This window comes from Klebsiella sp. WP8-S18-ESBL-06 (assembly GCF_014169755.1).
Classification (GTDB): domain Bacteria; phylum Pseudomonadota; class Gammaproteobacteria; order Enterobacterales; family Enterobacteriaceae; genus Kluyvera; species Kluyvera ascorbata_B.
Genome location: NZ_AP022256.1, coordinates 3,090,655 through 3,103,424, shown reverse-complemented (window position 1 = coordinate 3,103,424; position 12,770 = coordinate 3,090,655). Strand labels below are relative to the sequence as shown.

Genomic DNA, 12,770 nt, shown 5'->3' with positions numbered 1-12,770 from the left:
GTCATGGCAAATCATCGCGGCGGTTCCGGTAATTTTGCTGAAGACCGGGAAAGAGCAGCAGAAGCAGGTCGTAAGGGAGGCCAGCACAGCGGCGGGAATTTTAAAAACGATCCCCAGCGCGCCTCGGAAGCGGGTAAGAAAGGCGGGAAAAACAGTCACGGTAGCCATCGCGGAACCTAGGCGCGGCTGACGGCATTTTTCTCTGCCCACCGCCGGTTTTACCGGCGGTGTTTTTTTGGGGGTTGAAGCAGGGCGACGCGATACGCAAAATAGAGGAGAATTCACAAGGAGAGGGCGTATGGCTCAGGATGCAGTAAAGAAAAGCGGCAAACGTTCTCAGGCGGTAAGCGCCAAAAAACAGGCGATACTCAACGCTGCGCTAAATACCTTTTCCCAGTATGGCATCCACGGCACCCGGTTGGATCAGGTTGCCGAGCTGGCCGGGGTGTCAAAGACGAATCTGCTGTACTACTTCCCGTCAAAAGAGGCGCTGTACGTTGCCGTCATGCAGCAGATCCTCGATATCTGGCTGGCGCCGCTGCGCGCCTTTCGCGAAGATCTGGCGCCGCTGGCGGCCATCGGCGAATATATTCGCCGCAAGCTGGAGGTTTCGCGCGACTACCCGCAGGCTTCTAAGCTGTTTTGTCTGGAAATGCTTCAGGGGGCGCCGCTGGTGATGGACGCGTTAACCGGCGATCTGAAACAGCTGGTAGCCGATAAGTCGGCGATCGTCGCCGCGTGGGTGAAGAGCGGCAAACTCGCACCGGTCGATCCGCACCACCTGATTTTTATGATTTGGGCCACCACGCAGCACTATGCGGACTTCGCCACTCAGGTTGAGGCGGTGACCGGCAAAACGCTGCGCGATGAGGATTTCTTCCAGCAAACCGTCGAGAACGTCCAGCGGATCATTATCGACGGTATTCGTGTGCGCTAGCTGGCGGGCGGTAGAGGGCAGCTCAGGTCACCCTCTTCACACTGGAGCAGCGAGGCGAGAAACGCTTCGCGCTCGGTGGTTTTATCGGTCAGGCACTGGCTGTTGATCATCGGCTGTACGCTGCCGCCGTGGGTGCTGGAGCTGAGAAACGCACAGTCGGCATCGCGCAGGGCAATCCACGCCGTCTGGGCTTTTTTCAGTAAATCGCGCTGGGTCGGTTCCGCGCGCTTTAGTACGTCCAGCCAGGTCTGATTGAGCTTCTTATCCGCTGCCTGATACTGCTCGGCGGCGCAGGCGTTCATCTCGGCCTGGGTATTGGCGCTGGCGCATTCGTCGGCCAGCGCATAGCCGCTGGTTAACAGCAGGGCGAGGGCCGGTAAAACAGATTTCATTCGTTGACTCCCAAAAGTAGGCTTCCCGAGCATAGGCTCTGGATATAACACGATTTTAACCTGGAATCTCCTCCAACCAGCGTGCGTTTTTCTGAATTTCAAAGCCAGCGCAATGTTCGGATAGACGCCTTTGGTCGAGAAGGTTGATGATCCCACGCTGGGTGTGAAACAAGGGAGATTGTCAGTGATGACGGGCACGGAAAGTCAGGTGCGGCTGGGGCTTTTTACTCTGGCGTGGCCGATATTTGTGGAACAGCTTTTGCGGTTGATGCTGGGCTACGTGAGCGTTTTTATGCTGGGGCACTACTCGGATGAGGCCGTGGCCGCCACCGGCGTGGCTAACCAGATCCTTGCCATTTCGGTGATCTTCTACGGCTTTCTGACCGTCGGCGTGCAAATTGTGGTGGCGCAGCTGCTGGGGGCGAAGCGCTTCCGGCGCATTGAGCGGGTGATCACCAACGGGCTGGTGGTCGCGTTTCTGATCGGCGTGGCGATGAGCCTGGTGTTTGTGCTGTTTGGCGATACCTTCCTACGGCTGCTGGGGCTCAGCGACGAACTGGTGACAGTGGGGTCGCCGTTTATTCGTATTATCGGCGGCATTTCGGTGGTTATTGCGCTGTACTCCTCCATCCTGCCGATTCTACGTACCCACGGCTACGTGCGTCAGGCTATGCTGGTGCCGATCGCCGTCAGCATTATCAACGTGGTATTTAACTATCTGTTTCTGTACGGCCAACTGAGCTTCCTTGGGCTTGGCGTTACCGGTGTCGGTATCGCGGTGTGCATTGCCAACGTTGTGGGGATGCTGATGTCGGCGTGGATGCTGAAAAAGTACATCGGCTATGCCTTTCGCTGGCAAAACCTGCGCCACTGCTCGCGCAAAATACTCGGCGCGATTTTGCGCTTCGGCCTGCCATCGGCGGGTGAGAACCTCTCCTATGCCGGGTCGCAGCTGGTGGTCACCGGAATTATCGCTTTTCTGGGCACCGAGGCGCTGACGACCAAAGTTTATGCCTCGACCATCAGTCAGTTCGTCGCGCTGTTTGCGATGTCGATAGGCCAGGCCTCGCAGATTATTATCGGCCGTGCGGTGGGGGCAAGGGAGATTGAGTCCGCCTACCAGCAGGGGCTGAAAAGCTGGTGCCTCGGGCTGGCGGTGGCGTTTTCTATCAGCGTGGTTATCTACCTGCTGGCTGCGCCGATCATGCAGCTCTTTACCCCGAATCAGGAAATTATCGCGCTAACCCGTAAGCTGTTTTTACTGTCTATTTTGCTGGAGCTGGGGCGTGCGACCAATATCATTGTGATCAGCAGCCTGAATGCCACCGGCGACGTTCGCTTTCCGTTTATCTGCGGCATTATTGTGATGTGGATTATCAGCCTGCCGTTTTCGTATTGCCTCGGCGTGTACATCGGGCTGGGGCTGGTGGGGGTCTGGCTGGCCTATATTATTGATGAAGGGCTGCGGGCGATACTGATGTACCGCCGCTGGCGCAGCCGGGTGTGGACAACGAAGTCGATGTTTTAGGCCGGCCTGATGGCGGCGTAAACGCCTTATCCGGCCTCCCCATAAAAAACCCGGCGATTGCCGGGTCAGATTGCAGACAAACCCGCTCGCGCGGTGCCGGATGTCGATTTCAATCAGCGACGCCATCCACGTAGGCCCGATAAGCGTAGCGCCATCGGGCATTGCGGATGTTGTCATCAGTCTTACCCGGCAATCGCCGGGTTTGAAAATCTTAACCAATCGTCATCAAGCTGGCGTTTCCGCCCGCTGCGGCGGTGTTCACGCTGAGCGAACGCTCATGGTACAGACGCTCCAGCAGCAGGTTGGTTTCACCGCGGGCAAAACCCTGCACCGACACAATCGCCCCGTCGCGCGCCGCCACCTGTTCGCACAGTTCGCGCAGCTGGTCAGAATCACCGTGGTAAATCACCGCATCGAAGAAGGCGTTCATCAGCGTTTCCGGTTTCGCGAAGTGGATACGTTCGCTCACCGCTTTCGGCAATGATTTCACCAGCTCACGTTGCAGTGGCGCATCCTGCCACAGCACTTCACTGCCTACTGCCATCACTGCAGACAGCTGGGTCAGCAGGTCCGTTTCGTTATCCGCCACGCACAGCACTCGTTCGCGTGGGACCAGCGTCCAGGTGTTGCGCTCGCCGGTGGGGCCCGGCAGCACCCGCTGGGTGCCGGCCTGTGCCAGCTCGCAGTACTGCTTGCTGATCGCCAGCAGCGCCGGGCGATCGGCCATCCAGCCCTGTAGTTCGGTCAGCGGTTTTTCCAGCAGCGTTTTCAACTGGGTATCGACGGCCTGACCGGCGTCCTGACGTGCCAGCGTTTTCGCCAGCGCCGTTTCCGGGCGGCTCGCCAGCAGGCGATACAGGTACATCGGGCCGCCCGCTTTCGGGCCGGTGCCGGAGAGGCCTTCACCGCCGAACGGCTGCACCCCAACCACAGCGCCCACCATATTCCGGTTAACGTACAGGTTGCCGACTTTCGCGCTGCCGGTCACCTGCGCGATGGTTTCATCAATGCGGGTGTGCACGCCCAGGGTCAGACCGTAGCCCGAGGCGTTGATCTGCGCGATCAGCTGATCCAGCTGGTTGCGGCTGTAGCGAACAACGTGCAGCACCGGACCAAAGACCTCTTTTTTCAGCTCGTCGAAGCTGTCGAGTTCAATCAGCGTCGGTGGGATAAAGGTCCCACTCTGCCATTCGCGGCTGTCTTCGGCATTTTCACGCGCGGCCTGGAACACGGTGCGGCCTTTGGCGCGCATGGCCTGAATGTGTTTCTCAATGCCGGCTTTCGCCTCGGCGTCAATCACCGGGCCGATGTCGGTCGTCAGGCGGCCCGGGTTGCCCATGCGGCATTCGGCCATTGCGCCGCGCAGCATGGTCAGCGTATGGTCCGCGACGTCATCCTGCAGGCACAATACGCGCAGGGCGGAGCAGCGCTGACCGGCGCTGTCGAAGGCGGAGGCGACTACGTCCACCACCACCTGCTCGGTCAGGGCGGAAGAGTCAACGATCATGGCGTTCATCCCGCCGGTTTCGGCAATCAGCGGCGTCGGGCGGCCCTGTGTGTCCAGACGGGTGGCGATATTGCGCTGCAGCAGGCCGGCGACTTCCGTCGAACCGGTAAACATGACGCCGCGCACGCGGGCATCAGAGGTCAGCTGCGCGCCGACGGTTTCACCGCGGCCCGGCAGCAATTGGACCACGCCAGCCGGTACGCCAGCCTCCAGCAGCAGTGCGATACCCTGCGCGGCAATGAGCGGCGTTTGTTCGGCTGGTTTTGCCAGCACGCTGTTGCCTGCGGCAAGCGCGGCGGCAATCTGCCCCATAAAGATCGCCAGCGGGAAGTTCCACGGGCTGATACACACCACCGGGCCCAGCGGGCGGTGGGTTTCGTTATCGAAGTCGTCACGAACCTGACCGGCGTAGTAGTGCAGGAAGTCCACTGCTTCACGCACTTCGGCGATGGCGTTGCTGAAGGTTTTACCGGCTTCACGTACCAGAATGCCCATCAGCGGCTGCATCTGATCTTCCATCAGCACCGCGGCGCGTTCGAGAATGGCGGCGCGCTCCTGCGGCGGGGTGGCGAACCAGATGGGTGCGTTGTTCACCGCGCTTTCCAGCGCTTGCTCTACTTCCTGTTCGCTGGCTTCCCGGACATAGCCGACGATATCTTTCGGCTCCGCCGGGTTAATCACCGACAGCATATCGCCGTCGGCAACCGGATGCTCCAGCATCGGTTTTGCGGTCCATTTATGCAGCGCGCTGTTGAGCAGCGAGGAGGAGAGCGACGCCAGGCGGTGTTCGTTGGCCAGATCCAGGCCTGCTGAGTTGACGCGGCCGCTGCCATAGAGATCGCGCGGCAGCGGAATTTTCGGGTGCGGCAGCCCGGACGCGCCTTCCTGCAGAGCCATCTTCTCGACGGCCAGCACCGGATCGGCGACCAGCTCATCCAGCGGCAGGCTGCTGTCGGCGATGCGGTTAACGAACGAGGTATTCGCGCCGTTTTCCAGCAGGCGGCGAACCAGGTAGGCCAGCAGCGTTTCGTGGGTCCCCACCGGAGCATAAATGCGGCACGGGCGATTCAGCTTGCCGTCAGCCACTTTCCCCACCACCTGCTCGTAAAGCGGCTCACCCATCCCGTGCAGGCACTGGAATTCGTACTGCCCCGGATAGTAGTTATTGCCGGCCAGCTGGTAAATCGCCGCCAGCGTGTGGGCGTTATGGGTCGCGAACTGTGGGTAAATCAGGTTAGGGACGCCGAGCAGCTTTTTGGCGCAGGCCAGGTAAGAAACGTCGGTATACACTTTGCGGGTATACACCGGATAGCCTTCCAGGCCGTCCATCTGCGCGCGTTTGATTTCGCTGTCCCAGTACGCGCCTTTAACCAGACGGATCATCAGACGGCGACGGCTGCGGGTGGCGAGGTCGATCAGGTAGTCGATGACGAACGGGCAGCGCTTCTGGTAGGCCTGAATCACGAAACCGATGCCGTTCCAGCCGGCCAGCGCCGGTTCGAAGCACAGTTTCTCCAGCAGATCGAGGGAGATCTCTAATCGGTCGGCTTCTTCGGCATCGATGTTAATGCCGATATCGTACTGGCGTGCCAGCAGGGTCAGGGACTTCAGACGCGGGTACAGCTCATCCATCACGCGATCGTACTGCGCGCGGCTATAGCGTGGGTGCAGGGCAGACAGTTTGATAGAAATGCCCGGGCCTTCATAAATGCCGCGGCCGTTGGAGGCCTTACCAATGGCGTGAATAGCCTGCTGATAAGAAACCATATAGGCCTGGGCGTCGGCGGCGGTAAGCGCCGCTTCGCCGAGCATATCGTAGGAGTAGCGGAAGCCTTTCTCTTCCAGCTTGCGGGCGTTGGCCAGCGCTTCGGCAATGGTTTCGCCGGTGACGAACTGCTCGCCCATCAGGCGCATCGCCATGTCCACGCCTTTGCGCACCAGCGGTTCACCGCTTTTACCGATAATCCGGTTCAGCGAGCGCGACAGGCTGGTTTCGTTGTGGGTGGAGACCAGCTTGCCGGTAAACAGCAGCCCCCAGGTGGCGGCGTTAACAAATAATGACGGGCTGCGGCCAATATGCGACTGCCAGTTGCCGTTGCTGATTTTATCGCGAATTAAGGCATCGCGGGTTGCCTTGTCAGGAATACGCAGCAGCGCTTCCGCCAGGCACATCAGCGCTACCCCTTCCTGAGAGGAGAGGGAGAACTCTTGCAGCAGGCTTTGTACCATTCCGGCGCGACCGCTGGCGGTTTTCTGATTGCGTAGCTTTTCCGCTAGCTTCCAGGCGAGCTGATGCGCCTGCTCGGCGATCGGCTGCGGCAGGCGTGCCTGCTCCAGCAGCATGGGGACGGCGTCGGTTTCGCTGCGGCGCCAGGCGGCGGTGATCGCGGCGCGGGTGACCGACTGGGGCAGGATCTGCTCGGCGAACTCAAGGAACGGCTGAGGGTTGTCGTCGGCCGGCTGTGGCGTTTCGTCGCTTTCGTTAGCGGCACCGGACAGCAGCGCGGGCAGCTCCGGCAGGAGCTCGTCATTTTCCAGCTTTTCCAGATAATTGAAAATTGCCTGCTTGATTAGCCAGTGAGGGGTACGGTCGATTCGGGTCGCCGCACTCTTAATTCGCTCACGCGTTGCGTCATCCAGCTTAACCCCCATGGTGGTGGTGCCCATGCCATCTACTCCTGTTGCTCGGTTGTCATATTTTTTGCGTAACAGGAATATCACCCATGTTGCAACTTTGTGCAACCGTGTTAAATGTGACGTCTGTTGCAGGCTTAAAAATGAATTAATTGTTAAAGATAAAACTTATGATAAAGGCGCTGAGCAATACGTCATGGTGCGAGTTTTTATGCGCTACTTAACAGTTATTTCGGGTGCAACCTGAAAAAGCGTGAGGGAGTGCAACCTATAGAAAAATGCTATCTCCAGCCTGATGCATTCGATGTAAATGCAGTGTTAAATCGTTTGTGAAAAAATTCCGCTTCCGTCAGGATACGGTCGCTTCAAATGATTGCCCCGTTCCGGCAATGATAAAAAACGGCAAATTGGGATGTTGCCGACGCATATTTCTGGAGAGTTGAATGACTATTAGCACCCCGATGCTGGTGACTTTTCTTGTCTATATTTTTGGCATGATCCTCATTGGCTTTATTGCATGGCGCAACACCAAAAACTTTGATGACTATATTCTTGGCGGCCGCAGTCTTGGGCCATTCGTGACCGCGCTGTCCGCCGGTGCCTCTGATATGAGCGGCTGGCTGCTGATGGGCCTGCCGGGGGCGATTTTTATCGCCGGGATCTCTGAAAGCTGGATCGCTATCGGCCTGACCCTGGGCGCGTGGATCAACTGGAAGCTGGTTGCCGGGCGTCTGCGCGTGCATACCGAAGTCAATAATAATGCCTTAACCCTGCCGGACTATTTCACCGGCCGCTTTGAAGACAAGAGCCGCGTGCTGCGCATTATCTCTGCGCTGGTGATCCTGCTGTTCTTCACCATTTATTGCGCATCCGGAATTGTGGCCGGTGCGCGACTGTTTGAAAGCACCTTCGGCATGAGCTATGAAACCGCGCTGTGGGCGGGGGCGGCGGCGACCATCCTGTATACCTTCATCGGTGGTTTCCTGGCGGTGAGCTGGACCGACACCGTGCAGGCCAGCCTGATGATTTTCGCGCTGATCCTGACGCCGGTTATCGTTATTTTCGCCGTTGGCGGCCTTGGCGATTCGCTGGAAGTGATTAAGCAGAAGAGCATTGAGAACGTCGATATGCTCAAAGGGCTGAACTTTGTTGCCATTGTGTCGCTGATGGGCTGGGGGCTGGGTTACTTCGGCCAGCCGCACATTCTGGCGCGCTTTATGGCCGCGGATTCCCACCACAGCATTGTGCATGCGCGTCGTATCAGCATGACGTGGATGATCCTCTGCCTGGCCGGTGCGGTGGCGGTAGGCTTCTTCGGTATTGCCTACTTCCAGAACAACCCGGCGCTGGCCGGACCGGTTGGCCAGAACGCCGAACGCGTGTTTATCGAGCTGGCGCAGATTCTGTTTAACCCGTGGATTGCCGGTATTCTGCTGTCAGCGATTCTGGCTGCGGTGATGTCGACCCTGAGCTGCCAGCTGCTGGTGTGTTCAAGCGCGATTACCGAAGATCTGTACAAAGCGTTTCTGCGTAAAAACGCCAGTCAGAAAGAGCTGGTGTGGGTAGGGCGCCTGATGGTGCTGGTGGTGGCGCTGGTGGCCATTGCGCTGGCCGCTAACCCCGAAAACCGCGTACTGGGACTGGTGAGCTATGCGTGGGCTGGCTTCGGCGCTGCGTTTGGCCCGGTGGTCCTGTTCTCGGTGATGTGGTCACGTATGACCCGCAACGGCGCGCTGGCCGGGATGATCATCGGTGCCGTTACCGTTATCGTCTGGAAACAGTTCGGCTGGCTGGGGCTGTACGAAATTATTCCTGGCTTTATCTTCGGTAGCGTCGGCATTGTGCTGTTCAGCCTGCTGGATAAGGCGCCGTCGAAGACGATGCAGGCGCGTTTTGCTGAAGCAGACGCCCATTACCACTCTGCGCCGCCGTCACGTTTACAGGAACAGGAACAGCGGTAGGCTGGATAAGGCGTTTACGCCGCCATCCGGCAATATGAGCCGAACAGCCTGATGGCGCTACGCTTATCAGGCCTACGTAAACCCGCGGTTTCGCGGGTTTTTTACGACCATTGCTCTAGCGTGCCAGTGATAATCAACGCAACTATATCGTTGCTATTCTTTTACATCTCGTCATTATTTCCCACATATTTCACTTGTGTTTCTTTTTGGCTTAATGATAATCACTATCACTCACATTTACCTGTCTTTGCATAAGTTGACGGCGTTTCACATTTAAGGGTGTTTGCATGTTTGTTCCTTTTCTCATCATGTTGCGCGAAGGGCTGGAAGCAGCGCTGATTGTCAGCCTGATTGCCAGCTATCTGAAGCGAACCCAGCGCGGTCGCTGGATTGGGGTAATGTGGATTGGCGTTTTCCTGGCCGCCGCGCTGTGCCTGGGCTTGGGGATCTTTATTAACGAGACGACCGGTGAGTTCCCGCAAAAAGAGCAGGAACTGTTTGAAGGGCTGGTGGCGGTCATCGCCGTGGTTATCCTGACCTGGATGGTGTTCTGGATGCGTAAAGTCTCCCGCAACGTCAAACAGCAGCTGGAGCAGGCGGTAGACAATGCCCTGCAAAAGGGGAATAACCACGGCTGGGCGCTGATCATGATGGTCTTTTTCGCCGTGGCGCGCGAAGGGCTGGAGTCGGTCTTCTTCCTGCTGGCGGCTTTCCAGCAGGATCTCGGTATCTGGCCGCCGCTGGGTGCGATGCTCGGCCTGGCCACCGCGGTAGTGCTGGGCTTTCTGCTCTACTGGGGCGGTATTCGCCTGAACCTTGGCGTATTTTTCCGCTGGACGAGCCTGTTTATTCTGCTGGTTGCGGCTGGGCTGGCTGCGGGGGCGATTCGCGCCTTCCACGAAGCGGGCCTGTGGAACGCCTTCCAGGATGTCGCCTTCGATCTCAGCGGCACGCTGACTACGCATTCGCTTTTCGGCACCCTGCTGGAAGGTATCTTTGGCTATCAGGAAGCGCCGAGCATCAGCGAAGTGGCGGTCTATTTCCTGTATTTGATTCCGGCACTGGTGCTGTTCTTCTGGCCGCCGCGTGCAACAACGTCAACATCCCGTATCGCCCCTTGAAAGCGATAACGGTGATGGCATCACACTCTACTTATTGAAAGGGATGGACCATGACCAAGAACTTCCGCCGCAGCGCGTTGCAGACGGGGATTGCCGCGCTCTTCTCGACGGCGTTTATGGCACACGCTGCCGATATTCCGCAGGTTAAAGTGACGGTAAACGACAAACAGTGTGAACCGATGTCGATTACCGTGGACGCGGGTAAAACCCAGTTTATCATTCAGAACCACAGCCAGAAGGCGCTGGAATGGGAGATCCTGAAAGGGGTGATGGTGGTGGAAGAGCGCGAGAATATCGCGCCAGGCTTTACCCAGAAGATGACCGCCAACCTGCAACCGGGTGAGTACGAGATGACCTGCGGCCTGTTGACCAACCCGAAAGGCAAGCTGATCGTGAAGGGCGAAGCGGGCAAAGACGTGGCGAAAGCCGACGCGCTGCGCGATCTGGGCGCGGCGATTACCGCGTATAAAGCCTACGTGACGGCCGAAACCGCCGAACTGGTCAAAGGCACTAAAGCCTTTACCGACGCGGTAAAAGCGGGCGATATCGAAAAAGCGAAATCCCTGTATGCGCCGACGCGTCAGCACTACGAGCGTATTGAACCGATTGCCGAGTTGTTCTCTGACCTCGACGGCAGCATTGACGCGCGTGAAGACGACTACGAGCAAAAAGCGGCCGACCCGAAATTTACCGGCTTCCACCGTCTGGAAAAAGCGCTGTTTGGCGACAACAGCGTTAAGGGCATGGAGCACTACGCGACCCAGCTTAACGGCGACGTGCTGGAGCTGCAAAAACGTATCGACGAGCTGGCTTTCCCGCCGTCAAAAGTGGTGGGCGGTGCAGCTGGCCTGATTGAAGAAGTGGCCGCGAGCAAAATCAGCGGGGAAGAGGACCGCTACAGCCATACCGATCTGTGGGACTTCCAGGCGAATATCGACGGCGCACACAAAATTGTCGACCTGCTGCGTCCGCAGCTGCAAAAAGAGAACGTCGCACTGCTGGCGAAAGTTGACGCCAACTTCAAGAAAGTGGACGGCATTCTCGCGAAATATCGCACGAAAGACGGTTTTGAAACTTATGACAAGTTGACCGATGCGGACCGTAATGCGCTGAAGGGGCCGATCACCACGCTGGCGGAAGATTTGTCTCAACTGCGCGGGATTCTGGGGCTGGATTAAGTAAGATGGCAAAGCAACACGCCGACGACCTGAATGAACCTTCACGTCGCCGTTTATTAAAAGGGATCGGCGCGCTGGGCGGCGCGCTGGCAATTTCAGGCGGTTGCCCGGTGGCGCACGCGGCGAAAGCCAGTGATGCGCCGGTGGCCAATAGCCGGATGGAAACCCAGCCGTTTTACGGCGAGCATCAGGCAGGCGTTTTGACGCCGCAGCAGGCTGCAATGATGCTGGTGGCGTTTGATGTGCTGGCGGCAGACAAATCAGACCTTGAGCGTCTGTTTCGTTTGCTGACGGACCGCATTGCTTTCCTCACCAAAGGTGGCCCGGCGCCGGATACGCCAAACCCGCGACTGCCGCCGATGGATTCGGGCATTCTCGGCGCGTTTATCGCGCCGGATAATCTGACCATCACGGTGTCGGTCGGACACTCGCTGTTTGATAGCCGCTTTGGCCTTGCCGATAAAGCGCCGAAGAAGCTGCAAAAAATGGTTCGTTTCCCGAATGATTCGCTGGATGCGGCGCTGTGCCACGGCGATCTGCTATTGCAGATTTGCGCCAACACGCAGGATACAGTGATCCATGCGCTGCGCGACATTATCAAGCACTCGCCCGATTTGCTGAGCGTGCGCTGGAAGCGGGAAGGGTTTATCTCTGACCATGCCGCGCGCAGTAAAGGCAAAGAGACACCCATCAACCTGCTCGGTTTTAAAGACGGCACCGCCAACCCGGACGGCAGCGATAAACCGCTGATGGACGAGGTGGTGTGGGTAACGGGCGATCAGGGTGAACCCGCGTGGGCGAAGGGCGGTACTTATCAGGCTGTGCGCATTATTCAGTTCCACGTTGAGTCCTGGGATCGTACGCCGCTTAAAGAGCAGCAGACGATTTTCGGGCGTGATAAGCACAGCGGCGCGCCGCTGGGGATGAAGAACGAGCACGATACGCCTGACTACACCCGTGACCCGAACGGTGACGTGATTGCGCTGGACAGCCACATTCGTCTGGCCAACCCGCGCACTAAAGAGACGCAGTCGGGCCTGATGATGCGGCGGGGTTACAGCTACTCGCTGGGGGTGTCTAACTCGGGTCAACTCGATATGGGCCTGCTGTTTGTCTGCTATCAGCATGACCTTGAAAAAGGGTTCCTGACGGTGCAGAAACGCCTGAACGGTGAAGCACTAGAGGAGTACGTGAAGCCGATTGGCGGCGGGTATTTCTTTGTGCTGCCGGGCGTGGCATCGGATAAGCGTTATTTGGGCAGCACGCTGTTGCAGGCTTGAGTGCAGTCCCGGCGGTGCTTTGCTTGGCCGGGCTACATTGTACGGTGCACGCTTGTAGGCCGGATAAGGCGTTCACGCCGCCATCCGGCTGCCTATTTGTCGCCCGGGCGAGCGCAAGCGACCCCGGGATTTCTCCCAAACTTCAGAATATCGCCAAAAATCAGTCCTTTTTTTTCATTTCCCCCCTGATTGATATAAAACTGTCACATAAGTGTCAGATGCTATCTCTGAA

General features: G+C 58.1%; 9 protein-coding genes. 7 read left to right on the top strand and 2 right to left on the bottom strand.

Translation table 11 applies throughout. The features are described 5' to 3' along the window. Positions 1-3: 3 nt before the first annotated feature. Together H7R76_RS14900 and rutR are read left to right on the top strand one after the other, a co-directional pair. Positions 4-180, top strand: a complete 177-nt coding sequence (locus tag H7R76_RS14900) for a con-10 family general stress protein (protein ID WP_106926194.1) — start codon at positions 4-6, stop codon at positions 178-180. Between the two features lie 118 nt (positions 181-298). After that, positions 299-937: an HTH-type transcriptional regulator RutR gene (gene rutR, locus H7R76_RS14895; RefSeq protein WP_106926196.1), complete on the top strand. Its 639-nt coding sequence runs from the start codon at positions 299-301 to the stop codon at positions 935-937. Here rutR and H7R76_RS14890 read toward each other — a convergent pair. Then, positions 934-1,329, bottom strand: a complete 396-nt coding sequence (locus H7R76_RS14890; protein ID WP_182965650.1) for a lysozyme inhibitor LprI family protein — start codon at positions 1,327-1,329, stop codon at positions 934-936. The two genes, rutR and H7R76_RS14890, sit on opposite strands and share 4 nt — an antisense overlap. 187 nt (positions 1,330-1,516) lie before the next feature. Here H7R76_RS14890 and H7R76_RS14885 point away from each other — a divergent pair, with 187 nt between their 5' ends. After that, positions 1,517-2,857, top strand: coding sequence for an MATE family efflux transporter (locus tag H7R76_RS14885; RefSeq protein WP_182968001.1), 1,341 nt, complete (start codon positions 1,517-1,519; stop codon positions 2,855-2,857). A 211-nt stretch (positions 2,858-3,068) separates the two neighbouring features. Here the strand turns inward: H7R76_RS14885 and putA are convergent, their stop codons facing one another. Then, positions 3,069-7,031 carry a trifunctional transcriptional regulator/proline dehydrogenase/L-glutamate gamma-semialdehyde dehydrogenase gene (gene putA / locus H7R76_RS14880; RefSeq protein ID WP_182965648.1) on the bottom strand — a complete coding sequence of 1,321 codons (3,963 nt, stop codon included), beginning with the start codon at positions 7,029-7,031 and terminating at the stop codon, positions 3,069-3,071. A 410-nt stretch (positions 7,032-7,441) separates the two neighbouring features. Here putA and putP point away from each other — a divergent pair, with 410 nt between their 5' ends. The 4 genes from putP (at position 7,442) to efeB (ending at position 12,538) form a co-directional block, all read left to right on the top strand. Beyond that, on the top strand, positions 7,442-8,959 hold the full coding sequence (gene putP / locus H7R76_RS14875) for a sodium/proline symporter PutP (RefSeq protein ID WP_106926204.1): 1,518 nt from the start codon (positions 7,442-7,444) through the stop codon (positions 8,957-8,959). A 287-nt stretch (positions 8,960-9,246) separates the two neighbouring features. Continuing rightward, positions 9,247-10,080: an iron uptake transporter permease EfeU gene (efeU, locus tag H7R76_RS14870; protein WP_106926206.1), complete on the top strand. Its 834-nt coding sequence runs from the start codon at positions 9,247-9,249 to the stop codon at positions 10,078-10,080. 50 nt (positions 10,081-10,130) lie between these two features. After that, a complete protein-coding gene (efeO, locus tag H7R76_RS14865) occupies positions 10,131-11,258 on the top strand; it encodes an iron uptake system protein EfeO (RefSeq protein ID WP_182965646.1) in 1,128 nt (375 codons plus the stop codon). Positions 11,259-11,263: 5 nt separating this feature from the next. Beyond that, positions 11,264-12,538: an iron uptake transporter deferrochelatase/peroxidase subunit gene (gene efeB / locus H7R76_RS14860; protein WP_106926210.1), complete on the top strand. Its 1,275-nt coding sequence runs from the start codon at positions 11,264-11,266 to the stop codon at positions 12,536-12,538. The last annotated feature ends 232 nt before the right edge of the window (positions 12,539-12,770 follow it).